General features: G+C 29.9%; 28 protein-coding genes and 1 pseudogene. 15 read left to right on the top strand and 14 right to left on the bottom strand.

Features of this window, described 5'->3' with window-relative positions; genetic code table 11:
* Window positions 1-184, bottom strand: a pseudogene (locus B5E79_RS08265) (IS91 family transposase); the annotation flags it as partial.
* Window positions 185-407: 223 nt separating this feature from the next.
* Between B5E79_RS08265 and B5E79_RS08260 the strand changes: the two are divergent.
* Window positions 408-2,045, top strand: coding sequence for a glycoside hydrolase family 2 protein (locus B5E79_RS08260; protein ID WP_087297646.1), 1,638 nt, complete (start codon window positions 408-410; stop codon window positions 2,043-2,045).
* A 6-nt stretch (window positions 2,046-2,051) separates the two neighbouring features.
* Here the strand turns inward: B5E79_RS08260 and B5E79_RS08255 are convergent, their stop codons facing one another.
* Both B5E79_RS08255 and B5E79_RS08250 read right to left on the bottom strand, forming a co-directional pair.
* Window positions 2,052-2,519: an Rrf2 family transcriptional regulator gene (locus B5E79_RS08255; RefSeq protein WP_087297645.1), complete on the bottom strand. Its 468-nt coding sequence runs from the start codon at window positions 2,517-2,519 to the stop codon at window positions 2,052-2,054.
* A gap of 66 nt (window positions 2,520-2,585) precedes the next feature.
* Window positions 2,586-3,038 carry a GNAT family N-acetyltransferase gene (locus B5E79_RS08250; RefSeq protein WP_087297644.1) on the bottom strand — a complete coding sequence of 151 codons (453 nt, stop codon included), beginning with the start codon at window positions 3,036-3,038 and terminating at the stop codon, window positions 2,586-2,588.
* Between the two features lie 74 nt (window positions 3,039-3,112).
* Here B5E79_RS08250 and B5E79_RS08245 point away from each other — a divergent pair, with 74 nt between their 5' ends.
* The 3 genes from B5E79_RS08245 (at window position 3,113) to B5E79_RS08235 (ending at window position 4,409) form a co-directional block, all read left to right on the top strand.
* Window positions 3,113-3,676, top strand: coding sequence for a GNAT family N-acetyltransferase (locus B5E79_RS08245; protein ID WP_087297643.1), 564 nt, complete (start codon window positions 3,113-3,115; stop codon window positions 3,674-3,676).
* Between the two features lie 111 nt (window positions 3,677-3,787).
* Window positions 3,788-4,015: a helix-turn-helix transcriptional regulator gene (locus tag B5E79_RS08240; RefSeq protein ID WP_087243620.1), complete on the top strand. Its 228-nt coding sequence runs from the start codon at window positions 3,788-3,790 to the stop codon at window positions 4,013-4,015.
* A complete protein-coding gene (locus B5E79_RS08235; RefSeq protein ID WP_087243621.1) occupies window positions 4,002-4,409 on the top strand; it encodes a hypothetical protein in 408 nt (135 codons plus the stop codon). Before B5E79_RS08240 ends, B5E79_RS08235 begins: the two co-directional genes overlap by 14 nt.
* A gap of 13 nt (window positions 4,410-4,422) precedes the next feature.
* Here the strand turns inward: B5E79_RS08235 and B5E79_RS08230 are convergent, their stop codons facing one another.
* Both B5E79_RS08230 and B5E79_RS08225 read right to left on the bottom strand, forming a co-directional pair.
* Window positions 4,423-5,157: a nucleoside/nucleotide kinase family protein gene (locus tag B5E79_RS08230; RefSeq protein ID WP_087297642.1), complete on the bottom strand. Its 735-nt coding sequence runs from the start codon at window positions 5,155-5,157 to the stop codon at window positions 4,423-4,425.
* An 8-nt stretch (window positions 5,158-5,165) separates the two neighbouring features.
* Window positions 5,166-5,747: a hypothetical protein gene (locus B5E79_RS08225; protein WP_087297641.1), complete on the bottom strand. Its 582-nt coding sequence runs from the start codon at window positions 5,745-5,747 to the stop codon at window positions 5,166-5,168.
* Window positions 5,748-5,836: 89 nt separating this feature from the next.
* On the opposite strand from B5E79_RS08225, the gene B5E79_RS08220 reads away from it, so the two are divergent.
* The 8 genes from B5E79_RS08220 (at window position 5,837) to B5E79_RS08185 (ending at window position 11,492) form a co-directional block, all read left to right on the top strand.
* Window positions 5,837-6,388: an SOS response-associated peptidase family protein gene (locus B5E79_RS08220; protein ID WP_087297640.1), complete on the top strand. Its 552-nt coding sequence runs from the start codon at window positions 5,837-5,839 to the stop codon at window positions 6,386-6,388.
* Window positions 6,389-6,448: 60 nt separating this feature from the next.
* On the top strand, window positions 6,449-6,913 hold the full coding sequence (gene bcp, locus B5E79_RS08215; protein ID WP_087297639.1) for a thioredoxin-dependent thiol peroxidase: 465 nt from the start codon (window positions 6,449-6,451) through the stop codon (window positions 6,911-6,913).
* A 77-nt stretch (window positions 6,914-6,990) separates the two neighbouring features.
* Entirely contained in the window at window positions 6,991-8,001 is a 1,011-nt protein-coding gene (locus tag B5E79_RS08210) for a Cof-type HAD-IIB family hydrolase (protein ID WP_087297638.1), read from the top strand.
* A complete protein-coding gene (locus tag B5E79_RS08205) occupies window positions 7,998-8,834 on the top strand; it encodes a MurR/RpiR family transcriptional regulator (RefSeq protein WP_087297637.1) in 837 nt (278 codons plus the stop codon). Before B5E79_RS08210 ends, B5E79_RS08205 begins: the two co-directional genes overlap by 4 nt.
* 126 nt (window positions 8,835-8,960) lie before the next feature.
* On the top strand, window positions 8,961-9,290 hold the full coding sequence (locus B5E79_RS08200) for a PTS sugar transporter subunit IIB (RefSeq protein ID WP_087297636.1): 330 nt from the start codon (window positions 8,961-8,963) through the stop codon (window positions 9,288-9,290).
* Window position 9,291: 1 nt separating this feature from the next.
* Window positions 9,292-10,764 carry a family 1 glycosylhydrolase gene (locus B5E79_RS08195; protein WP_087297635.1) on the top strand — a complete coding sequence of 491 codons (1,473 nt, stop codon included), beginning with the start codon at window positions 9,292-9,294 and terminating at the stop codon, window positions 10,762-10,764.
* Between the two features lie 20 nt (window positions 10,765-10,784).
* On the top strand, window positions 10,785-11,117 hold the full coding sequence (locus B5E79_RS08190) for a TIGR04076 family protein (RefSeq protein WP_087243629.1): 333 nt from the start codon (window positions 10,785-10,787) through the stop codon (window positions 11,115-11,117).
* A gap of 111 nt (window positions 11,118-11,228) precedes the next feature.
* Entirely contained in the window at window positions 11,229-11,492 is a 264-nt protein-coding gene (locus B5E79_RS08185) for a hypothetical protein (protein ID WP_087243630.1), read from the top strand.
* Between the two features lie 62 nt (window positions 11,493-11,554).
* Here the strand turns inward: B5E79_RS08185 and B5E79_RS08180 are convergent, their stop codons facing one another.
* From B5E79_RS08180 to B5E79_RS08140, 9 genes are all read right to left on the bottom strand, one after another.
* The gene (locus B5E79_RS08180; protein WP_087243631.1) at window positions 11,555-12,415 is read right to left on the bottom strand and encodes a YitT family protein; all 861 of its coding nucleotides are present in this window, start codon (window positions 12,413-12,415) and stop codon (window positions 11,555-11,557) included.
* A gap of 1 nt (window position 12,416) precedes the next feature.
* Window positions 12,417-13,814: an amidohydrolase gene (locus B5E79_RS08175; protein WP_087297634.1), complete on the bottom strand. Its 1,398-nt coding sequence runs from the start codon at window positions 13,812-13,814 to the stop codon at window positions 12,417-12,419.
* A gap of 12 nt (window positions 13,815-13,826) precedes the next feature.
* Window positions 13,827-14,741: an AEC family transporter gene (locus B5E79_RS08170; RefSeq protein WP_087297633.1), complete on the bottom strand. Its 915-nt coding sequence runs from the start codon at window positions 14,739-14,741 to the stop codon at window positions 13,827-13,829.
* A complete protein-coding gene (locus B5E79_RS08165) occupies window positions 14,738-15,886 on the bottom strand; it encodes a M20/M25/M40 family metallo-hydrolase (protein ID WP_087243634.1) in 1,149 nt (382 codons plus the stop codon). Before B5E79_RS08165 ends, B5E79_RS08170 begins: the two co-directional genes overlap by 4 nt.
* A 10-nt stretch (window positions 15,887-15,896) precedes the next feature.
* Window positions 15,897-16,388, bottom strand: coding sequence for an RDD family protein (locus tag B5E79_RS08160; RefSeq protein WP_087243635.1), 492 nt, complete (start codon window positions 16,386-16,388; stop codon window positions 15,897-15,899).
* Between the two features lie 48 nt (window positions 16,389-16,436).
* Window positions 16,437-17,723: a PTS sugar transporter subunit IIC gene (locus tag B5E79_RS08155; protein WP_087297632.1), complete on the bottom strand. Its 1,287-nt coding sequence runs from the start codon at window positions 17,721-17,723 to the stop codon at window positions 16,437-16,439.
* A 17-nt stretch (window positions 17,724-17,740) separates the two neighbouring features.
* Window positions 17,741-19,147, bottom strand: coding sequence for a 6-phospho-beta-glucosidase (locus B5E79_RS08150; protein WP_087297631.1), 1,407 nt, complete (start codon window positions 19,145-19,147; stop codon window positions 17,741-17,743).
* A gap of 121 nt (window positions 19,148-19,268) precedes the next feature.
* A complete protein-coding gene (locus B5E79_RS08145) occupies window positions 19,269-20,162 on the bottom strand; it encodes a MurR/RpiR family transcriptional regulator (protein ID WP_087297630.1) in 894 nt (297 codons plus the stop codon).
* Window positions 20,163-20,313: 151 nt separating this feature from the next.
* The gene (locus B5E79_RS08140) at window positions 20,314-21,639 is read right to left on the bottom strand and encodes an ATP-binding protein (protein WP_087297629.1); all 1,326 of its coding nucleotides are present in this window, start codon (window positions 21,637-21,639) and stop codon (window positions 20,314-20,316) included.
* Between the two features lie 453 nt (window positions 21,640-22,092).
* Between B5E79_RS08140 and B5E79_RS08135 the strand changes: the two genes are divergently transcribed.
* The 3 genes from B5E79_RS08135 (at window position 22,093) to B5E79_RS08125 (ending at window position 25,146) form a co-directional block, all read left to right on the top strand.
* Window positions 22,093-23,091, top strand: a complete 999-nt coding sequence (locus B5E79_RS08135) for an LTA glycolipid anchor biosynthesis glycosyltransferase, IagA/BgsA family (protein ID WP_087243640.1) — start codon at window positions 22,093-22,095, stop codon at window positions 23,089-23,091.
* An 82-nt stretch (window positions 23,092-23,173) separates the two neighbouring features.
* On the top strand, window positions 23,174-23,995 hold the full coding sequence (locus B5E79_RS08130; protein ID WP_087297628.1) for a Cof-type HAD-IIB family hydrolase: 822 nt from the start codon (window positions 23,174-23,176) through the stop codon (window positions 23,993-23,995).
* The gene (locus B5E79_RS08125) at window positions 23,989-25,146 is read left to right on the top strand and encodes a trans-sulfuration enzyme family protein (RefSeq protein WP_087297627.1); all 1,158 of its coding nucleotides are present in this window, start codon (window positions 23,989-23,991) and stop codon (window positions 25,144-25,146) included. The genes B5E79_RS08130 and B5E79_RS08125 overlap by 7 nt, the downstream gene beginning before the upstream one ends.
* The last annotated feature ends 27 nt before the right edge of the window (window positions 25,147-25,173 follow it).

Genomic DNA, 25,173 nt, shown 5'->3' with positions numbered 1-25,173 from the left:
GGATAGTATCGAGAATATTCTTATAAGTCACATCACGCATTCTATTGTCATTGTAAAGCTTAGTAATATAATCGATATTATCAAAAAAAATATAACCAAAAGATTCTTTAGTATTCTTTTTTATATAAGAAGATAAGACAGCAGAATCGTATAAAAGAGTATCAGGAGTAGAGAGATCAATCATAAGAACACCACCTAAGATGATTATACAATACAAAAAAGCGATAATCATCAAAGATGATTAATCGCCATGGACAAAATTTATTTTGTCCTTTTTTTATATAGACGACATCACTCATAGTAAGCTTTCACGTCATGATAATCATCCTTTGTGAATAATATCGTATAAAATGATTTCAGACAAAACATATCTATTATATAATAGAAATATAAAGGAGTTGTTTCATATGAAAAATAAATATGACTATCCTCGTCCACAATTATATCGAGAAAGCTTTCAATCATTAGATGGAGAATGGTTATTAAACCAACAGATTATCCAAGTCCCTTATCCACCACAAGCTCCTTTGTCTTGTTATCAAGGGGAAATTGGTGAACATCTTCATTATCAAAAGACATTTATATTAGATGATCATATGCTTGGAAAAGAAAAAAGTATTCATTTGCATTTTGGTGCTGTGGATCAAATCGCAAAAGTCTATATAAACCATCAATGTGTAGGAGAACATCAAGGTGGATATTTACCATTCTGGTTTGACATTACATCGTTTATTCAAGATGGAGAAAACCTTTTAGAAGTTCAAGTCACTGATCAGCTATCTGATCTTTATCCTTATGGCAAACAAAAGAAAAAATCAGGTGGTATGTGGTACACACCAGTATCAGGCATTTGGCAATCTGTCTGGCTTGAAGCTGTACAATCACATTACATACAGGATTTAAAAATAACCCCATCTTTAGATCAGATACATCTTCATATTGAAACAACAGCTGATTACTATCAAGTCAGTATTGTCGCAGATGAATTATTTTTAAAAGAAACATTTCATGATAAAGATATTGATATAGACATACCGTCTTCATATCGTCATTTATGGACTACAGAAAATCCATATCTATATAGAATATTTATAGATACGGATAATGATCATGTAGAAAGTTATTTTTCTTTAAGAACAGTAGAGGTTAAAAATCAGGATATTCTATTAAATGGAAAGCCTATATTTATACATGGTGTTTTAGATCAGGGGTACTTCCATGATGGATTATATTTGCCTCATCAAATGAATGAGTATGAAAAAGATATTTTAAGAATGAAAGAATTAGGATTTAATTGTCTAAGAAAACATATTAAAGTTGAACCTGAAGCATTTTACTTTGCTTGTGATCAACTTGGAATGTTAGTTATACAAGATCATGTTAATAATGGGCAATATCATTATATCAGAGATACAGTTTTACCAAACTTAGGATTCAAATATCGCTTGGATCATGTAAGAGGGAAACAACTTCAAAAATATATATTTCAAAAACATATGTTGGACACATTGAAGCATTTATATAATCATCCTTGTATTATTGGATATACTATTTTTAATGAAGGATGGGGTCAGATTCAAGCTGATAATATGTATCAATTATGTCAAGACTATGATTCATCTCGTTTCTATGATGCCACTTCTGGCTGGTTTCATCAAAAATTAAGTGATGTTCAAAGCGAACATGTTTATTTTAGAAACAAGGTATTAAAAAATAAACAAAATCGACCTATATTATTAAGCGAATGTGGTGGTTATACAAGAATTGTTGATCAGCATGTCTATTCTTCTCGTCATTATGGTTATGGAACAACCCATAGTGAAGAAGAATTAACGGATCAGATGATAAAAATGTATGAAGAAATGGTGTTACCATCTATTGATCATGGCTTATGTGGATGTATTTATACACAATTATCAGATATAGAAGATGAAATCAATGGTTTATATACATATGATCGTCAAGTATGTAAAGTCAATAAACAGCGTTTATTGAAACTACAAAAACAAATTCAAAAAACATTTGAGGAAAAGAAAAGAATATAATGATGTTTATTCATTATATTCTGATACATTTTCCTCTTTTTCATTTTGAATATAATATTGAGTATCTTTAATAATATCTGCGAGTGTGATGCTTTTCAATTCATTTTCTAAAGCTTTTTGAACCTGTATTAATTTGTTATCCAATATATGATGAATATTTCTACCTACTGGGCATTGTGGATTAGGGTTTTCATGAAAATGAAATAATTCACCATTTTCAATACAGTCAACAGCATGATAAATATCTAAAAATGTAATATCTTTTGGATCTTTAGCTATTGAGGCACCTCCACTACCACGTTGCACATGAACAAGACCAGCATTTCGTAACTGAGATAATATTTTTCTAATAATCACTGGATTTACATTGACACTTTCAGCTAAAAAATCACTTGTTATTTTGGTATCTTTTTCAAAAGTATCGATACAAGAAAAAATATGTACAGCAATAGTAAAACGACTTGAAATTTGCATATCTACTCCCTCTTTCTTTTCTGCTTTGATTATATAGGGCATTTGATGTAATGTCAATGTTTACAATTACAATATTTGTTCCATCATGATTTTTAAAGGCGTCATACCACATTTTTCATAGAATTTCATTGCTGATTCATTTAAACACCAGACATTTAACGTCACATGATAATAATGTTGCGTTTTCGCATAGTTTAAAACATATTCATAAAGCTGTTTTCCAATATGCTGACCACGACATTTTTCATCTACACATAAATCATCAATATAAAGTGTTTTTTTATTTTCATAATGATGTTGTTCTATACAAAAGACGTATCCAAGTATTTGATGAAGATGATCTTCATAAACAAAGATTGGTCTTGTATCATCTTGTATGACTTGGATAAGTTGTTCATCTGTATATTTTTTACTTCCATGTTGGAATAAATCAGGTCGTCCATCAGCGTGTACATTATTAACTTGAAATAATAAATGATTAAGACTTGCTAAGTCTTGTATTGTTGCTTCTCTAATCATAAAAATCCTCCAATCTTTATTTCTATTTGTCAATATGATATTATGATTATTAATAAAAATCAAGGAGGTATCATATGTTACATCAAGGAACAAAGCGATTAGAGAGTCAGCGTTTTATTTTACGTCCGTTTCAAAAAGATGATGCCAAAGCCATGTTTGAACGTTGGGCAAGTGATGAAGAAGTGACACATTTTTTAACTTGGAAACCACATCAGAATATTCAAGTCACACAACAGATTTTAGACGATTGGATTAAACAATATCAGAATTTGAATTATTATAATTGGGCTATTATTATCAAGGATTATGACCATTTACCTGTTGGCAATATATCAGTTGTAGAAGTGAATGAGAAAACTCATTTAGCTGTTATTGGATATTGTCTTTCACGCCAATATTGGCATCAGGGAGTCATGAGTGAGGTTCTGGATAGAGTCATTGATTTTCTTTTCAATGAAGTAGGCTTTGAATGTATTCAATCTCATCATGATCCTTTAAATCCACATTCTGGACAAGTTATGTTGAAATGTGGAATGACATATGAAGGAACTTTGAGACATAGTGACTGGAATAATCAAGGGATTGTAGATGCATGTTATTATTCCATTTTAAAAGATGAGTATAAAAAGAAAGGTTAGACTTTCTTTTTATATATATTTTAAATATGAAGTAAACTTCATATTTCTATTGTATAATTATAAATAAGAATATATAATATATATGAAGTAAACTTCATATTGGAGGTGCTTATGAAAACAAGAGTTAAAGAATTTAGACTTCAAAAGGGAATGACACAACAGCAGTTAGCAAAGATGGTTCATGTTTCCAATAGAACCATTATTTCCATTGAAAAAGGACAATATAACCCATCACTTATGCTGGCATATCGTCTTTCTCAAGTCTTTCATGTTTCCATTGAAGAATTATGTTGTTTAGAAGATAATTTAAAGGAGGAAGAATCTCATGATCAAAAATAAAAGAAATTTTTTCATAGCTATTATCATGACGCTATTATCTTTTGTTGCCTTCATTATTTATATGAAGACTAATGAATATCGTTATTTCATAACCATGCTAGTAGGTATATTTTATGCAATGATACAATATTATCAGGCATTTTCTACAAGCATCTTTGAAGAATTGAAGATATATAATGATGAAAGAGATGATTTCATTATCATGAAAACAAGTCATCTTCTTTTAAGAATAATGAATTATATTTTATTTATAATGGTTTTTATTTTTTTAATGAGTTATGCGTTATTTGGTATTGGCACATTGCTGATTATATCTTTAACATTGATTGGAATATTAGTCTTTATATTTTTAGGGACACTGTTTATCAATATTTATTTAGAAAAAAGAAATTAAAAACACAGAAATACTACTTCTGTGTATAAATATGATGATTTTCATATAAATGAATATGTGCCGGTAAAGAATGATCAAGGACTCTTTTGACATTGATGCCATCAGAGTTTTCATAGAATTGTTTGGCTAAATGATAAGGAATACCACCCATCATTTTACGTTGAATCAAGCGTTTCTTTAGCTCTTGAATAGGAGCTTCAATAAAAAGAGAATCGTCAAATAAAGTGTGAATATCTTTCCATTTCTCTTCATTGAGCAATAAGTAATTACCTTCTAAAAGAACTATTTTTTGACAGATATGAATTTGATCTTCAACAGGATTATGCAAAACTCTGTCATATATAGGAAAATCAATATCATTTGTTTGCATATCTTTTATCTTATTAATGAATCTATCCACATCAAAAGTTTCTGGACAACCTTTGACATCTTTCATGCATATTTTTTGTTGATCTTTAATGATATAATGCGTATCCAAATAATCCTGATAACGATGAAAGCCATCCATGCCTAAAGCCTGTAAAGGTGTCACATTAGAAATATTTTGTGATAAATATTCAAGAAATAGTGAAAGTGTTGTTTTTCCAGTTCCAGGCGGAGCAGCTAAAAGAATCAATAATCTTTGATTCTTTTCTTTTTGCATTTGTGTCCATTTTTTCAATAAAGGAATAAATATATTTTGAATATTCTGTTCATCAAATTGAGCCTTTATAAGATGTCCATTGACATTAAGTTCATAAGTTTTCATAAGTCCTCCTAAGGAATAATAATTTTTCTTCTCTTTTTATGACAAGTTTTTTCATAGAGTAAAGATTGTATATTCATCTTGATGAGTTCATTACGACGAAAAGATAATGAATGGATTGTCTGTTTTTGAATATCAAAACAATAAAGTTTTGTGACACAATTGATAAAAAGATAATGATAGAAATCATGAGGAACATCTTTTTGGATTAAAAATGTTTTCAAGTTTTCTTGAGATAAATTATGACAGTGAGAAAAAATATAAAGTCCATTATGCAAATATCTTTCATACTTTTTACACTTGATAAGTTTACGTTCAATAGCATCATCTATTTTTTCAAAAACAAAAGAAATGTTTTGATCATCATGATCAAAGGGTGTCATATCCAATGTTTTATATAAAGGTTTTTTCATATCAGCAACCGCTTCTTCAGGTGTTAAAGCCTGAGTGACTTCTATGCCATGATGATAAAGAGGAATACGCAAATCAGGACGATCTGATAATAAGATGTCTTTTTCATCAATATCAAAGAAAGTAGCTAATGTTAAGGCAGCATATTTTTCAAAATAATTTTTACTATAAGTTTCACTCATTTGGACACCATCCTTTCTTCTATTATCTCATAGAATACAGGAAAACTCTAGAATCTATGCTATAATAAAAAAAGATTGGAGATAAAAATATGTGTGGAAGATATTATTTAATCAAAAGGATATATGAAGTTTTAAAAGATATGGAGATGGATGTTGCTTCATCATTACAAGTGACAGGAGATTGTAGGCCTCATCAGATGTTGCCAGTCATCATTCAAGAAGGAAATCATTGTCAGATAAAAATGATGCAATGGGGTTATACAATCAATTCAAAACTGATTATTAATGCCCGTAGTGAAACGATTTTAGATAAGACATTATTTCGAGAAGATATTCAAAATCGTCGTTGTCTTATTATAGCGAAAGGATTTTATGAGTGGGATATTCATAAACATCAGATATCTTTTGAACCAATGGAAGATATTTTATTGATGGCAGGCTGTTATAATAAACAAGGAGAATTTGTTATTATAACAAAAGAGGCTAATGATGTGATGCAACCTGTTCATTCGCGAATGCCAGTTATGTTATCACCTTATCAGATCAATAGTTGGTTTGATCAACAAAGCTATCAAAAATATCTTCAGTGTGAAATACCTTTTCATATTGTATCAGGCATCTTACAGCAATCTTTATTTTAAGCAAATGGATTGCATTTTCATAGCAGAGGTATTATGATGAAACAAAGGAGTGAAGGAAAGATGTTAGAAGTTGGAACAATGGCCCCAGATTTTACTTTATTAAATCAAAATGGTGAAGAAATATCATTAAGTCAATATCGAGGACAGAAGGTTATTTTATATTTTTATCCAAAAGATAATACACCTGGATGTACAAAACAGGCTTGTGGATTTGCGCAATTATATCCTGATTTTGTCAAAAAAGGAGCTGTTATTTTAGGTGTCAGTAAAGACAGTGTCAAATCTCATAAAAAGTTTGAAGAAAAATATCAGTTACCATTTACATTGTTATCAGATCCAGATTTGGTAGCTATACAAGCTTATGATGTATGGAAAGAAAAAAATATGTATGGTAAAAAGGTTATGGGAGTTGTTAGAACAACATACTTGATTAATGAAGAAGGGATTATTGAAAAGGCATATACAAAAGTCAAAGCAGCTCAAAATCCAAATGATATGTTAGAAGTTTTAAACGCATCTTTATAGATGTGCTTTTTTTTGTTATAGACTAGAAACAAGACTTGAATTTCTTTATAATAAAGCATATAAGGGGAGGAAGACAAATGATTCGATTAATTGCGACGGATATGGATGGCACTTTTTTAGATTCACAAAAAAAGTTTGATAAATCTTTTATAGATTTGTCTTATCAAATGAAAGAGAAAAATATAAAGTTTGTTATAGCGAGTGGGAATCAATATTATCGCTTATATCAAAAATTTTTACCTCTTAGTGATCAGATGTATTTTATTGCTGAAAATGGAAGTTACATTGCGAAAGGAACAACAGAATTGCATTGCGATGTGATTTCATATCAAAAAGTGAAAGAAATGGTACATATTTTATCACAATATCAACGTATTTTTATCATTTTATGTGGGAGAAAAGGTGCTTATATTTTAAAAGATTATTTTGCATATAAAAATGAAGTCAAAAAATATTATTGTGCTTATTCATTTATAGATTCTTATGATGAGATTCATGATGATATTATGAAGATTGCCATCTATGATAAAGAACAGCATATTCAGGATTTATTAGATGAGATTCGTCAACAGTTACCAGATGGCGTTAAGATTGTCACATCAGGAAATGAATGGATGGATATTCAAAATCAGCACATGCATAAAGGGGTAGGTATCAAATTTTTACAAGATACATACCAGATTAATCCAGATGAATGTGCAGCCTTTGGAGATCAAATGAACGATTATGAAATGTTGCAGGAAGTCAAATATGCTTATGCTATGTCAAATGCAGTAGAACCTATTAAAAATATTGCTTATGAGGTCATTGGATCAAATGATGAGCAAGCTGTGCTCAAGAAGATTCATGATATTTTAGAAGAAACTGAGGGAAAAATGAAGAAAGTAGAATTTGAACGTATGCAATCCGTTACAGTTGGATTTGGTGGAATAAAAGGAAGTAAATATCAGTTTGAAGGCATTGAAGAAAAAGTTAAGCAACGTATCTTGGATGGCTGGACTTATCTGGGGTATGTTCCAATCATAACGAGATCAACAGGAGATGTTGAAACAATTTCTCTTATTTTTGAAAAAGAGGAGACAGCATGAGTCAACGTATTCTAGATCGATTAAATGAAAACTATCATTTAAGTGAAAATGATCAGGTCATTGTCACATATCTGCTGGAACATTTAGAAGAAATTCCACAGCTTTCATCAAGAGAACTCGCCAAAAAAACTTATACCAGTGCAACAACAATCATTCGTTTTATTAAAAAAATAGGATATAAAAATTATAGTGATTTTAAATATCATATCGTTTTGATGTTGAAAAATATGAACTTAGATAATTATGATATCTTTTCTGGTGAAGATATACTTTCTATTTCACAGAAAGTAAGCCAATTAGAAAATGATACGATTCAAAAAACGAAAGATTCTTTAAATCAAAAGGATTTACAGGATATTGTTTCATCTATTGAATCACAAAAATATGTTGATATTTATGCTAATGATACAAATTCAACGATTTGTTATTATGCTGCGCATATTTTCAGTCGTCTTGGTATCTTTGTTCAAGTTTATAAAGATACAGATTTACAGATTAATCATGCTTTAAACATAAAAAATAATCATGTGATTATGATTGTGAGTAAGCATTCTCGAAATCCTTATCTCATTGATTTAAGTCAAACTTTATTACGCAGACATATTCCATTTATCGTTTTTACAGGACAAAATCAAAATCGTTTATCCCAAAATGCAACATATACGATTCATACACCTTTTGATCCACAATCATCCAGTATTCAAGAGTGGGTTTTTTATACATCTTTAAAATATATTTTTGATTTGATTTATAGTCTTTTATATTCTATGTCTTATGAAAAAACAAAAAAATACGAACAACTTTATGATCAAATCTTTTTTAAGAATCTGTAACATTGTTGCAGATTTTTTATGTTTATTTAATGAAATTGGTTGACAATGTTCCTCGATCATGGACAGGTCTTGTATTTAAAAATGAAAGACTTTATAGTGGAACTATCAAAAGAAGGAGGAATCAAAATGTTGAGGATTTTACTAGCATGTGCAGGTGGTATGTCAACAAGTCTGCTGATGAATAAGATGAAAGAAGAAGCAGATCAAAGAGGTATTGAAGTCAGTGTGGATGCTGTAGGTGAAAAAACAATTGGTAATCACATAGGTAATTTTGATGTTTTATTGTTAGGTCCACAAGTCAGATATGTTTTAAAGAACGTCCAAGATGTTGTTGATGACAAAGCTCCATTTGATGTGATTGATATGCGTGATTATGGAACAATGAATGGTGCAAAAGTTTTAGATCGGGCAATCAAGATGTATGAATCATTTTATCATAAGAAAGTGGGGAAATAAGATGTCTTTACCAAAGGATTTTTTATGGGGTGGCGCAACTGCGGCGCATCAGTTTGAAGGCGGTTATTTAGAAGATGGAAAAGGGTTATGTAGTGGAGATGTTGTCACAAGTGGAGATGGTAGAAATGGTATTCAAAGACGAGTCACTTATACTTTACCAGATGGTGAATATGGTTCTCAATTTGTCTTTCCTTATCAAGATTTACCACAAGATACAAAATTATCTTGTCATGAAGATGAGTTTTATCCAACACATGAAGCCAGTGACTTTTATCATCATTATAAGGAAGATATTGCCCTTATGGCGGAAATGGGATTCAAATGTTATCGTATGTCCATCAATTGGGCAAGAATATTACCACATGGTGATGATGAAATTCCAAATGAAAAAGGTTTAGAATTTTATGACCGTGTCTTTGATGAATGTTTGAAATATCATATCGAACCAGTCGTGACTTTGTTACATTTTGAAACACCAGTTTCGCTCATCAATAGATATGGAGCATGGATTGATCGTCGTTGTGTTGATGCATTTGTCAAATACTGTGAATTTGTGATGAAAAGATATCAGCATAAAGTCAAATATTGGATGACATTTAATGAGATTAATAATATGGAAATTCTACCTCTTTATGCTGGAGGATTATTAAAAAATGATGATCAGTCTAAAGCCACTGCGACTTATCATCAATTCATTGCAAGTGCAAAAGTTGTGAAAATGGCTCATGAAATTAATCCTGAAATGAAAGTTGGCATGATGATTGCTTATACAGCAGCATATGCTTTGACTTGTCATCCACGTGATGAATTGAAATTGATGAAAGACAATCAGATAAGACATTTCTATTGTGATGTACAATGCCGTGGTCATTATCCACAATATAAGTTAAAAGAATATCAAAGAAATGGAATTCATTTGCCTGTTTTAGAAGGGGATCAACAAATTTTAAAAGAAGGGACAGTTGATTATATTGGATTGAGTTATTATTCAAGTTCGTGTGTCAGTGATGATGAAAAGCAGGAAACGACATCTGGTAATATGACAACTTCCATCATCAATCCATATTTAAAAACAAGTGAATGGGGTTGGCTGGTTGATCCTGTTGGATTGCGTATTGCCTTAAATCAGCTCTATGAAAGATATGAATTACCATTATTTATTGTAGAAAATGGTTTAGGTGCTATTGATCATATGGAAAACGGACAAATCCACGATACTTATCGTATTGAATATTTAAAAGAACATATTTATGAAATGAAAAAAGCAATAGAAGAAGATGGTGTAGATTTAATGGGGTATACACCATGGGGATGTATTGATGTGATTTCTGCTGGAACAGGAGAGATGAGAAAAAGATATGGTTTTGTATATGTGGATAAAGATGATAGTGGAAATGGAACAATGAAGCGTTATAAAAAAGATTCATTTTATTGGTATCAAAAAGTTATACAGTCAAATGGAGAAGAAATATAAGATAAAGGAGATGTGTGAAAATGGCAAAAGTTAAAGTGACAGTTATTGATAAGAAATGTTATCCAGAATTACAGAAGAAATATTGTATGGATCCAGATGTAGGACTATGTCCAATGTTTGAAGTTGGACAAGAATTTATCATTGAAAAGGGAAATGGAAAAGATGATTTCTGGCATATGCTAGATGGCAAATTTTGTAGTGAAGCATGGGATTGTGTCAGTCGTTATATTTATGCTGGACTTCAGGGTGGTTCTATTATGAAAGATTGGATGAGACATGAAAATGAAATGATTGCCTGTTGTAATGATGGGACTAGACCAGTCATTTTTAAAATAGAAAGAATAGATGAATAAGCACTCTGTAGTGCTTATTTTCATAATATGAAAGGGTTTTTAACGATAAATATTTGGTATTTGATTTTGAAAGTATTATAATGATAGTAATAGAAAAGGAGGTTGGTTTATATGTTTAGTCTTTTTGATATTAATCATCATTTACAGAAATTGACTTTAAAAAGAATCAAGCAAATGTGTACTTCTAATAAAACTGACATTGATGATCAAAATCTTAAAGTCATTTTAAAAATTATTAAAGATAATCCACATGCTGTAATTGATGAAGATTATCATCCTTTGTTATTGGTAGAGATTAGTAAAGAAACCAACCTAGAGGTTTCCAACCGATTTAAGCCAATATTAGAAAACTATATAATGCGTGAAATTAAGTAGGATATTAAGCTCAGAAATGAGCTTTTTTCTTTTGGCTTAAAAGCAATAATTCATTATATTATTTATTCTAAAGGTTTCTGGTAAAATTGTCCTTTAATATCTTTTGAACAAATAATGTTGATAAAAACAGAAGAATCAAGTTTTTTACATAGATGACTGACATGTCTAACTTCATCAGCACCTATGACAGTATATAAAATAGTTTTTTGTTCGTGTGAATAACATCCTTCTCCTTGAATTAATGTAACGCCATGATGTGTTTGTTCCATTAATTTTTGACTTAAAAGATTAGGCTTTTGTGTAATGATAATAAGAGTAATCTTATGATCCTTTTGGTGAAACTTTTCAATGATCTGAGTCGAAACAAATTGAAAAATAATAGAATACATTGCAGCTTCAAAGCCAAATAGAAATCCAGCAATAATCAATATCAGCATATTAAAAATAAAAATGAAATTCCATGATGGCTTTTTAAGTTTATATGATAGATAGATGGCTACAAAGTCTGTCCCACCACTAGAAGCACCACCATATAAAGCAATCACAATAGCGATACCATTCATAATACCTCCAAATACAGAGACAAGTAATGAATCATAAGTTATAGGTGTACTTGGAATTATATCAACAAGAAAAGAATTAAAAATGATCATTAAAATAGAATAGCCTGTGAATTTTTTACCTATAAAATAAAAGCCAATAAGAGCAGGAAATACATTTAAAGATATATTGATAATAAAGTAAGGAATATTAATTTCAAAGAATTGATAAAAGGTTCTTTGCAACAATAAGGATAATCCATTAAAACCGCTTGGAATGAGACCAACAGCATTGACAAAAGTTTTAATATTAAAAGACATTATAAGTGATGCAAACAAAACACATAGAAAACAAAAAAGATGTTTTTTTAGAAAGTTATACATTTTATTGATTTAAATATTTTTTAGGGATTGGACATACGTATTCTTGATTTTGAGTACGTTTTTTTTGTTCATGTTTTGCTTGCAAAATAATATTTGTGTCTTCAAATAAACAAATGCATGTTTGATAAAGTACTTCACTGGCATATAACATCCCCTTAATCGCATAACTAGATGTCCCTTGTGCGACTTGAATCCAAGAATGAGGTTGTGTTCCTAAACAAAAACAGGCGCAATGAAGTTGGATAAGAGGAACTATTTGACTCACATCACCCATGTCTGAAGAAGCAGTTTCAATAACATCTTGTGGAGAATAGGGAAGAATAAAGTCTCCGTATGGATGATCTTGACATAATTTTTGTCTGACATCTAATTGAAAAGCGGGGATTAATCCTAAATCTTGATACCAATCATCACCAATGATTTTACGATAATTATTAATATATTGTTTTTCTTCAGTGTTATATTGAGGTAAAGGAACCGTCTGCATAACATTATAAACAAGAGTTGCTAAAGTATCATTAGGAATAACATTGCTGACGGCTTTATCGAAAACAATATCAACAGTTGTATCAGTCATAAGAGCAGCACCCTTTGCAATATTTGAGACTCTTTCAAAAAGTTTTTGAACACTTTGATTATTTCGACTACGAATGAGATAGAGAACTTCAGCTTCTGATTGAACAACATTTGGAGATATTCCACCAGTATTTGTTATAGCGTAATGAATACGATCTGTCATCTCCATATGCTCTCTTAAATAATTAACTCCAATATCCATAAGTTCAACAGCATCTAGGGCACTTCTTCCTTTTTCAGGAGCCGCACCAGCATGACTACTTAATCCATGGAAACGAAAGTAATATTGACAATTAGCTAGCATGCTTCCCACCATAACAGTGTTCATAGTACTTGGATGCCATGTTAAAGCAACATCAATTTGATCAAAAACACCAGCTCCGGCTAAATAAGTTTTACCAGCTCCATTTTCTTCAGCTGGACAACCAAAAATAACGATTGATCCACAATCAGGATGAAGGTCAATATATTCTTTTATTAATAGAGCTGAGCCCACTATACCTGTTCCTATTAAATGATGCCCACAACCATGACCATTATGTGTTTCCTCTCTAGGACAATATTTTAAATAATCAGCTTTTTGACTTAGACCACTTAATGCATCGTATTCAGCCAATAAGCCAATAACTGGTTTTTGGTGACCATAAGTAGCTTTAAACGCAGTCGCTATACCAGCAATATTTTTCTCTATTTTAAAACCATATGAAGCTAAAGTTCTTGTCAATAATTTAACGGTCTGAAATTCCTGATAACCTATTTCAGAAAAAGACCAAATTTGAGAATTGATAGACTGTAATAAATGTTTATATTGGTGAATACTCATAGAATCAACCTCCTATATTAAAAAGAAATAAACAAGTAAAGGAATAGTAATAACGGAAAGCAATGTAGAAATAAAAATTGTTTGTACAGCTAATTGTTCATTTTGATGATAAGTTTTAGCATATAATGCTGCACTGTTTGCTACAGGCATAGCCAATATAATTAATGCAATACCTTTAACAATATTATTCTGAATGAATTGAAATAAAGGCATAAAACAAATTGGTAATATAAAGTTAATAAAGATACAAAATAGATAAACACGGCCTTCAAATAACATTTGTTTAAGATGATATTGTGACATAGTAAGACCAATTATGAACATGGATAATGGAGTTGTCATATTTCCAATATTTGTACAAAAGTTAGCAATAGGCGAAGGAATGGTAATTGAGAAGGCATATATGAATAAAGCTAATAAGGAGGAAATAATACCTGGAGTTATTATTTTTTGAAAAGAAAAATGAAATTCATGCTTATTTTGATAGTTCATCATAAATATACCAATAGAAAATAAAGAAATATTAAAACCGATATTAATAATAGCAGTATATAGTAAAGCACCTTGTCCATAAATAGATTGAATTAAAGGAAAACCCATAAAACCCACATTAGGGTAACTTATCATAAACATATGTAAGGATGCATCTTTTTGGATATGGAATACTTTGATGATAATATAGGCAATAATAGGTAATAGAATAACTAATAAAAAACTAGCATAGAGAATATCTAAAATAGGCAATTGATCAAAATGAGATGTTGTTACAGAAGATAAAATCAAAAAAGGCATAGTGATATTCAAAACAAATTTTGTTAAATCATTAGAAAAATGATGATGAAAAAGGTGGCATTTACCAATGACAAATCCTAAACAGATCATCATTAATAATTGAAACAATTGTAAGCAAATGATAGTTATACTCATATACGTAACTCCCAATCAACATATTGAAGAATCAATGCCATAGCAACTTGAAACCCAATAGGAATACTGTTAATGTCAATCCATTCATGATAAGTATGAGCATCACCGCCAATAATTGTTCCTATCGTATTTGCACAAATACCATATGATAGTGGGATATTGGAATCAGTAGAATTTTCACATAAAATAATATTCTTTTTATAAAAATGTTGAATTATATTAAGATTTCTACTTGTAAATTTTCTCATTTTTTCTTGTGATAAAGGTCCATTACCAGGACGCTCTCCTAATACTTTGATTTGAATATCAATATGTTTATCATTTATATTATTAATGATTTTTTGAAACGATTGTTCCATAATATTTAGGCATTGTTGACTTGATGAACGAAATTCATATGTTACAGAGGCATGATTAGCAATAACATTAATAGCACTTCCACCTTCTATTTTTCCAAAATTAAAAGTTGTTTTTGCTTCAGTTGGTAAAGAAATTTGATTTAATTGTGTAATAATCTTTGCAATCCAGGCAATTGCGTTTTCTTGACCAAAATTAACATAAGAATGCCCTCCATGTGTTTTTACATCAATCTGATAACGTTTTGAGCCAACTGCACAATAAGTACATTCATTGAGATAGCCATCCAAAGAAATAAATTCCTTAATCTTTGAATGATATTTTTCTATAATCTGACGGCAACCCATAGAATTACCTAATCCTTCTTCTCCTGAATTGATGACAAATAAGATTTGATATTTTGGTTGAAGTCTCATCTTGATAATATATTGTATGGTCATTAACATATTGACCATATTAGCCGTATCATCTCCAATACCAGGAGCAAAAAGTTTGTTATCAACTTGTTTGACTTGAATATTCTGAATATCAGGAAAAGCAATATCATTATGAGCCATAATAATGATTAATGTTTCATTATTTTCCCCATTAATTGGACAAATAACATTATTAACATTATCCATATAAGCATTCGCACCTATTGATTGCAGCCAATTCAAGCAAAAAGTAGCACGTTTTTTTTCATGAAAAGTAGGTGAAGGAATTTCTGTCAGTGTTTTTAATAATTGAATATTCTCTTCAAGATGTTGTTGAACATATTTTATTTCATTATGTGTTAAATAATCCATAAGCGACTCCTTATTGAATTTCTGTTTTAGCTAATTGATCATACAATGCAATGTGATTTCTATGACAAAGTATATAAATAATCATAACGAAAGATAAAATAAAAACGAAAGTGTTTATATAAGGTGTTAATGAAATGGAAGAAAATAAAGAGATAAACTGAATGATTAAAGATGTAAGAGAAGTTAAGCAAACCATATATATACATTGTCTAATACATAATGATGAAAAAGATGAGTAACAAATTTTATATTTCATAATTTTCTTTCCGATCGTTTGTCCATGAAAGAAATATGGGATAACTAGAAAATATAGGATTAATGCAAATATACTTAATAAGAGTAAAATAGAAGATATAGGTTTAGAAAATAACGTGATATCTTGAGATATTTGATGAAATTGATAATAAGTAGTAAGAGAAATAGGAATTGTAGATAAAAGTGTACCTAAATATAAATCAATCATATAGGCAATAGCTCTTTTTATAAGTGATATATTATTCATTTTTTTATTCCTCCTGTGAAAAAAGGCATGCTTTTCATGCCTTTTGTTTTATTGTTTTGTGGCAAGCTGTTCATTATCGTATTCTTGTTTATCTTGCATTTTAAAGAATGGATAGTAGATAGCCATACTCACAAGAATAAGAACAATTTGTAAAACAGCACCTTGCCAACCACATAATAAGAATCCTGAAATAATAGGTGGAGTTGTCCATGGAACTTCGACACCAATACTTACTGGAACTAATCCAAAGAATGTGGCAGCATAAGTTACTATAGCAACAGCAATATTAGCAACAATAAATGGAATAGCCATAATTGGATTGAGAACAATTGGTAATCCAAAGACAATTGGCTCATTAATATTGAATAAAGCAGGGACAATAGATAATTTTCCTAATGCTTTATATTGAGATGATTTAGCTGTGAGAAGAATAACAATAGCTAAACCTAAAGTTGCAGCAGTTCCTCCGATTTTGACAAAGTTAGCAATAAATTGATAATTAACAATATTAGTAGCAGCTTGTCCTAGTTCAAGTGCAGCAGCATTTTCTGCAGAGAGTGATCTCCAAATTGGATTCATAACAGCAGAAACAATAGAAGAACCATGTAAACCAAAACACCATAAAATAGCTTCAATGAATAAAACAATACAAGTTGCTGGTAAAGTACTACCAAGAGATTGTAAAGGTTGTTGTAACATTGTAAAGATAAAGTTTTGTGCACTACCAAAATCAGTATTTACAAAAATTAAACGAATAATATTAAAGATAATAAAGATAAAAGCAACTGGAATTAAAGCTTCAAATGGCTTAGCTACGTTTTGTGGAACAGCATCAGGAAGTTTGATTGTCCATCCTCTCTTTAAGATAAAACGATATATTTCAACTGCTAAACAAGATGAAATAATAGCTAAAAACAAACCAGAAGCACCGAAATTATCAATTGGTAAACCTTTAGCATTGTCTGCATCTACAATCAAAGGAGTTAACATAAAATAAGAGACGAAAGCAACGATGATAGATTCACGACTTCCTATTTGATAGTGATTTGCTAAAGACTTAGCAATCCCTACGACAACATATAGTGACATGAGTCCATAACTGATACGATATGGAAACATAAAGATATCATTCCAATTTTCTCCTAATATACCTGCCATAAACTCTTCATAACCATTTATTGGAATGCTTGTAAGTAGTAGGAATATAGATCCTACAATAATAATTGGCATAACACCGAAAAAGCCTTCTTTAATAGCTGTCAAATATCTATTACTACTAATTTTCATAGCAATAGGGACAAGCTTTTCGTTCATTTTTTCAAACACATTATTCATTTTTTTACCCTCTTTCCTTAATCGAATTTTGTTTGACCATTTGTTTCAATGACTTTCTTATACCAATAAAAAGATTTCTTTAAGTAACGTTTTAATGTTCCTTTTCCTTCATCATCTTTATCAACATAAATAAAACCATAACGTTTTCTCATTTCACCTGTTCCTACTGAAACAATATCAATAGGTCCCCAACAAGTATATCCAATCACATCTACATCATCTTCTTCAATAGCCTTTTTCAAAGCTTCAATATGACTTGCTAAATATTCAATACGATAATCATCTTGAATAGAGCCATCTTCTTCAATATGATCAATAGCTCCTAAACCATTTTCAACAACGAATAAAGGTAATTGATAGCGATCATACAGCTCATTTAATGCAACTCTAAGTCCGGTTGGGTCGATTGGCCAATCCCAATCATTACGTTGAAGATATGGATTAGAACGTTCAACAATAAGTTCCTTACCATCAGGACTTGAAGCAATTGAAGAAAAATAATAACTAAAGGCAATAAAATCAACTTTTCCTTCCTTTAGGATGTCTTTATCTCCTTCTTCCATAGAAAGAGTTGCACCCATACGTTTTAATTGAGCTGTACATGTATTAGAATAATAGCCTTTACACATAACATCTCCATAATAGAAATTCGGCATCATATGATATCTTCTTGCAAGAATATCATTTGGATGACAAGTTTTTGGATATGTTGTTGGATATTGGAACATACATCCTACTTTTAAAGTGGGATCAATACGATGAGCCAATATAACTGCTTTTGCACTTGCTACCATCATATTGTGAGAAACAAGTACTTTTACATCAGCTGGATTTTCATTATCTTGATAAATAATACCTGCTTGATGATAAGGTTGTTTTTGATTCATAGTTTCATTGATTTCATTAAAAGTCAACCAATATTTGACTTTGTGATGATATCTACGGAAAATAACATCACAATAATGTTCAAAGAAATCAATCAACTTTCTATTTCTCCATGAACCATATTTCTGAACAAGATATAATGGTGTTTCATAATGAGAAATTGTGACGATAGGTTGAATACCATATTTAAGTAATTCATCAAAAACTTGATCATAAAAAGCTAAACCTTTTTCGTTAGGTGTCTTTTCATCACCATGTGGGAAGATTCTTGGCCAATTAATTGACATACGAAAACATTTGAATCCCATTTTTGCAAATAAAGCAATATCTTCTTTATAATGATGATAGAAATCAACACCTTCATGACTTGGATAATAGCAATCCTCATGAACATAGCTATGGATTTCTCTTGGAACACCATGACGGGCTCCCATTTCCACATCAGCAATGCTTAAACCTTTTCCATCTTCTAAATAAGCACCTTCATACTGATTCGCTGCTGTGGCTCCTCCCCATAAGAAATTGTCTCTTATTTTCATAAAAAAACCTCCTTGCATGTTTAAATATACATGCAAAGAGGCTTGAAAAAAATATTTATTGAACAACATTTAACACTGTTAAAAAATTTGTCAAAAAATTGAAATATAAAACTGAACAGTGTTATTTTTTATGAGTATTATCAATTAAGATAGGATTAGTAGAACTACGCTTATTTTCAAATTTATGAGTAACATTCATTTTATATTCAAGATTGTCCATATAATTTAATGAAAAGTAAGTAGCGTATAAAATGTCTAAAAGAAAGAAAATTGATAAATTACTATTAAAATTTGCGATATTATGAGTTAATCGTTCTCTGGTAGAAATAAAGAGATTGATATCACTCATTTGACTTAATGTATTTTCTCCAAAAGATGTCATAGAAATAAAGGGAATCTTTTTTATAATACAGGTTTGGGCCATATCAATAATATTTCCTGTCTCACCAGAATATGAAATAAAGATCACACAATCACGATTGGTAATACAATTCATTTCATATCTTTGATAATTTAAATTGTTGGTGATATAAACATTTTTTCCTATTTTCATCATTTTTTCTTTAAACGATTCTGCAATATTAAGTGCGGTTCCAAAAGAGTAAATATGAATATTTTGAGCTTTGGATAATGTAAGGACAGCTTTTTGTAAGGAATCATGTTGTAATAAGGATAAAGTATCTTTAATAGTCTCTTCATATAGAGTTCCCATTTTATTAGCAATCATAAAAAAAGTATCATTTTCATGAAAAGGAATATTAGGATCAACGGTTCCAAACTGCTGATCAAGATATTGTATTTCTTTTAAATATGCACTTTTAAAATGATCAAATCCTTTAACACCAACTTTTTCACATAGATTTAAAACTGTTCCTGGGGAAGTATATGTTTCTCTTGCGATTTTTCTGGCTGAAATATCTTTGATATCTTCACCAAGATTAATAATATAATCAGCGATAATCATTTCACTTTTTGAAAAATTATCTTTTTGAATTAATTTATCAACTAAAAGCATAGCCTCACACTCCTTATATCATTATTGTAACATATTATTCTCAAAGAAATCACGTGATTTCAAGACTTATTATTTAGAGATATTTCAATTATTCATTTTGATAAGGAGAGATATCTTGTAAGTTATTCTTTTTTCTATTAAATAATAGATTTTATATAAATGGGGCTAAATATATGGGCATAAACTGTATACCATTTTCCTGTTTGTAGTCTTTTTGCGAAAAGATATAACAATTTTTTATATGTTTTGAATATTTTTTTTCAAATTTACATATAGAATCATGTTTACCCGAACCTGAAGATTTGACCTCAATAGCTGAAATTTTACTACCTTCAGAAATTAAAAAGTCTATCTCATAATAATGAGTGCTATTTTCTTTTTGCCATGTATGATAATATAATTCTCTATCTTTTGAAGCTAATAATTGTGCCATTAAGTTTTCATATAAATATCCTAAATTTGCTGGTAATTTATCAGAAAGAAGTTTAGCATATATTTCATTTTCTGTAATAGGTCGGTCTATAAACATAAGTGTTACGAATAATCCCGTATCAGATAAATAGAGTTTATAGCTATTTAAATCTTTCGTTGAAGTCAAACTCACTTTAGGATCGGTTGAATTGTAGCAGGGTAATACAGTTTTAGAATCAAATAAATCAAATAATAATTCTTCTTCTTTAATCGTCGTTCTCTTTTTTAGCGCAGTGGACATACGGTATTTCTTTTGATCTTTAGCTAATTGAGCGGGGATTGAATGATAAAGCGCAGATATTTTTCCTGATGGATCTATTTTTTTGAAATCTTCTTCATAAAGATGAATAATTTGACGCTTTACATTATCTATAGTGGAAAAATTATTCCCATTCACATATGCTTCAACAGCTTGAGGCATACCACCGACTGCCATATATATCCTAATATCTCTCATGAGTTTTCTATTCACTTCTTGACCAATTGCTCTTTTCATATCAAACAATTGCTTTATTAAATTATAATTATTTCCTGTGGCATTGCAGAATTCTTCATAATCCATAGGATAGACTTCAATTTTCATTTCTTCAGAAGGGATTAAGATATCTTTCACATTTTTTTTAATGGATATTAAAGAACCAGTTTCAATATAATGATATCGTCCATCTTTTACCAAGTGCTTAATTGCTTGTCTGGCTTTAGGAAATAACTGTACTTCATCAAAAATAATAACTGACTCATGTTCATATAAATTAATTCCAGTGATTGCCTGTAACCTTAAAAAAAACATATCCAAATTATTAATATCATCAAAGCAGGATAATATATCAGCTGAAGCAATTGAAAAATCTATCAAAATGTATGATTTATACTCATTTTCAGCAAATAATTTAGCTATTGTTGATTTTCCTACACGTCTTGCACCTTCTAACAAAACAGCATAGTTATCAGCATAATTTGATTTCCAATCTATTAATTTATCGTAAGCTTTTCTTTTGAAATACACTGCCATCACTCCTTTTTACATTTCTTCAATATTGTTTTGTTCTAAATCATACATTTCTTCAATATTATTTTATGCTAAATCATACATTTCTTCAATATTATTTTATGCCAAATCATACATTTCTTCAAAATTATAGGTTATGAGATTGGGTATTAATATGTAATGTATATTTTATATTATGATTGATGAGATTATAATTATTCATTAATATAGGATTTTGAGTTATATTTTATAATTGATTTCAACTCATATATCTATGTATAAAATGAATATATCGTTTACTCAAATACTCACTCATGATGTCGAGTAGAACCGTTTTATATTAATCATAACAATAATATTTGTTTATTATTGTAAAGCTACGAATATAGAATGCTTTTTAGAAAATCTTTCATAATTTTTTTCATTATTCTTCTTTTTTTTATGTATAGTGAAGATAGGAAAGGTGATATTATGAAAGTTTTATTATATTTTGAAAATCAGAATATGATTAGAAAATCTGGTATCGGAAGAGCACTTAAACATCAAATCATAGCATTGCAATCTCAAGGAATAGAATATACTTTAGATCCTCGAGAATCCTTTGATATTGCACATATCAACACAGTTGGACTTCAGAGTCAGTGGCTCATACATCGTTGTCATCAAATGCACAAAAAAGTCATTGTTCATGCGCATAGTACGGAAGAGGATTTTAAAAATTCATTTATTTTATCAAATCAGATGTCATCTCTATTTAGAAAACGATTAATGACAATCTATTCAAAAGCGGATTGTCTTATTACACCAACAGCATATTCAAAGAAACTTATTAGTCATTATGTCAATAAAGATATACCTATATATGCTATAAGTAATGGTGTTGATATTGAAGAATATAATGATAATGAAGAGAGAATTCAATTGTTTAAACAATATTTTCATCTTACTTCACAACAAAAAGTTATTATCTGTGTTGGCTTGTTTTTCCAAAGAAAAGGAATATTAGATTTTATTGAAATCGCTCAAAAACTCCCCCAATATACTTTTATATGGTTTGGAGATATCTCTTTATATACCATACCTCAACAAATTCGAAATGTGATTAAACATCATCCATCCAATGTGATTTTTCCTGGTTATATAACCGGTGATATTATTAAAGGTGCTTATTGTGGGGCAGATGCGTTTTTCTTCCCTAGTTATGAAGAAACAGAAGGAATAGTTGTTTTAGAAGCGTTGTCATCTTATCAACAGGTTATTTTGAGAGATATACCTGTTTATGAAGGTTGGCTTATACATGGAAAGAATTGTTATAAAGGAAAAGATAATGATGAGTTTATAGAATTGATACAAAATGTTGTAGAAAAGAAGCTTCCGTATTTAGGGAAAGAAGGGAGAAAAGTAGCTGAAGAACGTTCACTTGAAAGAGTAGGAAAACAACTAAAAACAGTATATCACTCACTTCTTTGATGTGCTTAGGCACATCTTTTTGATTAAGGGTTGCATTTTGGATTTTACCCATTGTACAATGGTTAGAAGAGGGAGGAAAACGATGAAAAATATAGATATGATTGTGATGGATATGGATGGGACATTGTTAACATCTCAACAAAAAATACTCCCATATACAAAAGAGATTTTAATGCACTTACAAAAACAAGGCGTAGCTCTTGTTTTAGCAAGTGGCAGAGATGTCAGTAGCTTAGAGTATTATGGAAAACAGTTAGATATGGATCAATATCCTCAAAGTGGTTATATTGTTTTAAACGGATTAGAAATTTATAATTCAAAAAAAGAATGTTTGCATCGAGAACAAAGACTAACAAAAGATGATTTAATGATTTTGAATGAAATAGCACAAACATCTTTCTTTGATATGATTATTTTCTTTGAAACATGTTTATATATTTTTGATTATGGACATACAGGGATTATGGAAGAGCATTTTATTGATAGAGAAAGACATATGGTTGATGATATTCATGAAATACCAGAACATCTTTTTTCTACAATAAAGAAAGTTGCATTTGTGCAAAGTGAAACAATGATGAGTGAAAAAATACCAATTCTTCAAAAACAGATGTCTTCACGTTTTAGTATATGTAGAGTAGAAAAAGATTGGGTAGAAATTAATCCAGTTCATGCTTCAAAAGGACAGGCTCTTTTGAAGTTAGCACAAATTAAAAATATATCGTTAGAAAATATTATTGCATTTGGAAATGGTGAAAACGATATAGATATGTTAAAAATAGCGGGAACAGGTATAGCTATGGATAACTCTTTTGATACAGTAAAAGAAGTTGCAGATGCTATTTGTGAAGATAATGAACATGATGGAATTGGAAAATATTTAGAGGGAGAAATAAAATGTTAGATCAAGAGAATATTTGTTTATCAGTAGAAAAAACACAAAGAGAATATAAGAGTGTTGCGCCTGAGATTGTGCAAACATCTTCATTTCAATTTGATGATTTTCAACACTATGTTGATGTTAATATGAATAAGAAAAGTGCTTATACATATACAAGGGGAGAAAACCCAACATTAACAATTCTAGAAGAGAAATTAGCTCAATTAGAAAAAGGAGAATGTGCTAAAGTTTTTGCTTCAGGAATGGGAGCAATCAGCGCCACAATATTGAGCTTGGTTCAACAAAAGGATCATATTGTCATTGTGAATACTGTGTATGGATCAACTGTCAAATTCATTCAAAATCTTGAACGTTTTGGTGTTGAAAGTACAAAAATTGATGTATCTTCTACTGAAGATATATTCGCTTTTGTTAAGGACAATACAAGAATGATTTATTTTGAAAGTCCTTCTTCTCAAAAGTTTGAAATGCTTGATTTAGAGATGATCAGTCAATTTGCGAAACAAAGAAATATTATCACAGTTATTGATAATACATGGGCAACACCATTATTTCAAAATCCTTTGGTGCATGGAATTGATATTGTTATACATTCTTGTTCAAAATATATTGGAGGACATAGTGATTTGGTTGGTGGCGTTGTCATTTCTAATCAAAAATATATACATGAAATCAATGAATTTGGTCAAATCTTTTTAGGAGCAACAATGTCCCCAATGAATGCCTGGTTAGCATTAAGAGGATTACGAACATTGCCTGTTCGTTTAAAATCTCAAGAACAAAGTGTTAAACAAGTGATACAATTTTTAAAACAAAGTCCATATGTTAAAAAAATATATCATCCTATGGTCCATACATCTACTGATTTAACAGATAAGTATTTAAAGGGATATGGAAGTTTATTAAGTTTTGTGTTAAAAGATGCAACCCCAGATGTTATTGAAAGATTTGTTGATTCTTTAAAACATTTTACTTTGGCCTATAGTTGGGGTGGCTTTGAAAGTTTAGTCATGCCTGTATGGAAAGGAAGCAACGAGGAAGAATTGAAAAAAAGAGGCTTAGATATTGGACATATCAGAATGTATATTGGATTAGAAGAAGTAGAACTTCTTATAGAAGATTTACAAAATGCTTTCAATCATGCCTACAAATAAATATCTTTGTTATATGATATAGAAAAG

Source organism: Massilimicrobiota sp. An134 (genome assembly GCF_002160815.1).
In the GTDB taxonomy this organism is placed as follows: Bacteria; Bacillota_I; Bacilli_A; order Erysipelotrichales; family Coprobacillaceae; genus Allocoprobacillus; species Allocoprobacillus merdigallinarum.
The sequence above is the reverse complement of the archived record's forward strand: the minus strand, read 5'-3'. Positions and strand labels throughout refer to the sequence as shown.

Coding starts and splice junctions, on each gene's coding strand:
- B5E79_RS08255 (WP_087297645.1), bottom strand. CDS start 2,519: ATGCAAATTTCAAGTCGTTTTACTATTGCTGTACATATTTTTTCTTGT.
- B5E79_RS08180 (WP_087243631.1), bottom strand. CDS start 12,415: ATGTATAACTTTCTAAAAAAACATCTTTTTTGTTTTCTATGTGTTTTG.
- B5E79_RS08240 (WP_087243620.1), top strand. CDS start 3,788: ATGAAAACAAGAGTTAAAGAATTTAGACTTCAAAAGGGAATGACACAA.
- B5E79_RS08235 (WP_087243621.1), top strand. CDS start 4,002: ATGATCAAAAATAAAAGAAATTTTTTCATAGCTATTATCATGACGCTA.
- B5E79_RS08150 (WP_087297631.1), bottom strand. CDS start 19,147: ATGAAAATAAGAGACAATTTCTTATGGGGAGGAGCCACAGCAGCGAAT.
- B5E79_RS08250 (WP_087297644.1), bottom strand. CDS start 3,038: ATGATTAGAGAAGCAACAATACAAGACTTAGCAAGTCTTAATCATTTA.
- B5E79_RS08225 (WP_087297641.1), bottom strand. CDS start 5,747: ATGAGTGAAACTTATAGTAAAAATTATTTTGAAAAATATGCTGCCTTA.
- B5E79_RS08245 (WP_087297643.1), top strand. CDS start 3,113: ATGTTACATCAAGGAACAAAGCGATTAGAGAGTCAGCGTTTTATTTTA.
- B5E79_RS08125 (WP_087297627.1), top strand. CDS start 23,989: ATGTTAGATCAAGAGAATATTTGTTTATCAGTAGAAAAAACACAAAGA.
- B5E79_RS08135 (WP_087243640.1), top strand. CDS start 22,093: ATGAAAGTTTTATTATATTTTGAAAATCAGAATATGATTAGAAAATCT.
- B5E79_RS08190 (WP_087243629.1), top strand. CDS start 10,785: ATGGCAAAAGTTAAAGTGACAGTTATTGATAAGAAATGTTATCCAGAA.
- B5E79_RS08145 (WP_087297630.1), bottom strand. CDS start 20,162: ATGCTTTTAGTTGATAAATTAATTCAAAAAGATAATTTTTCAAAAAGT.
- B5E79_RS08185 (WP_087243630.1), top strand. CDS start 11,229: ATGTTTAGTCTTTTTGATATTAATCATCATTTACAGAAATTGACTTTA.
- B5E79_RS08210 (WP_087297638.1), top strand. CDS start 6,991: ATGATTCGATTAATTGCGACGGATATGGATGGCACTTTTTTAGATTCA.
- B5E79_RS08220 (WP_087297640.1), top strand. CDS start 5,837: ATGTGTGGAAGATATTATTTAATCAAAAGGATATATGAAGTTTTAAAA.
- B5E79_RS08260 (WP_087297646.1), top strand. CDS start 408: ATGAAAAATAAATATGACTATCCTCGTCCACAATTATATCGAGAAAGC.
- B5E79_RS08155 (WP_087297632.1), bottom strand. CDS start 17,723: ATGAATAATGTGTTTGAAAAAATGAACGAAAAGCTTGTCCCTATTGCT.
- B5E79_RS08165 (WP_087243634.1), bottom strand. CDS start 15,886: ATGGATTATTTAACACATAATGAAATAAAATATGTTCAACAACATCTT.
- B5E79_RS08160 (WP_087243635.1), bottom strand. CDS start 16,388: ATGAATAATATATCACTTATAAAAAGAGCTATTGCCTATATGATTGAT.
- B5E79_RS08175 (WP_087297634.1), bottom strand. CDS start 13,814: ATGAGTATTCACCAATATAAACATTTATTACAGTCTATCAATTCTCAA.
- B5E79_RS08230 (WP_087297642.1), bottom strand. CDS start 5,157: ATGAAAACTTATGAACTTAATGTCAATGGACATCTTATAAAGGCTCAA.
- B5E79_RS08170 (WP_087297633.1), bottom strand. CDS start 14,741: ATGAGTATAACTATCATTTGCTTACAATTGTTTCAATTATTAATGATG.
- B5E79_RS08205 (WP_087297637.1), top strand. CDS start 7,998: ATGAGTCAACGTATTCTAGATCGATTAAATGAAAACTATCATTTAAGT.
- bcp (WP_087297639.1), top strand. CDS start 6,449: ATGTTAGAAGTTGGAACAATGGCCCCAGATTTTACTTTATTAAATCAA.
- B5E79_RS08200 (WP_087297636.1), top strand. CDS start 8,961: ATGTTGAGGATTTTACTAGCATGTGCAGGTGGTATGTCAACAAGTCTG.
- B5E79_RS08130 (WP_087297628.1), top strand. CDS start 23,174: ATGAAAAATATAGATATGATTGTGATGGATATGGATGGGACATTGTTA.
- B5E79_RS08195 (WP_087297635.1), top strand. CDS start 9,292: ATGTCTTTACCAAAGGATTTTTTATGGGGTGGCGCAACTGCGGCGCAT.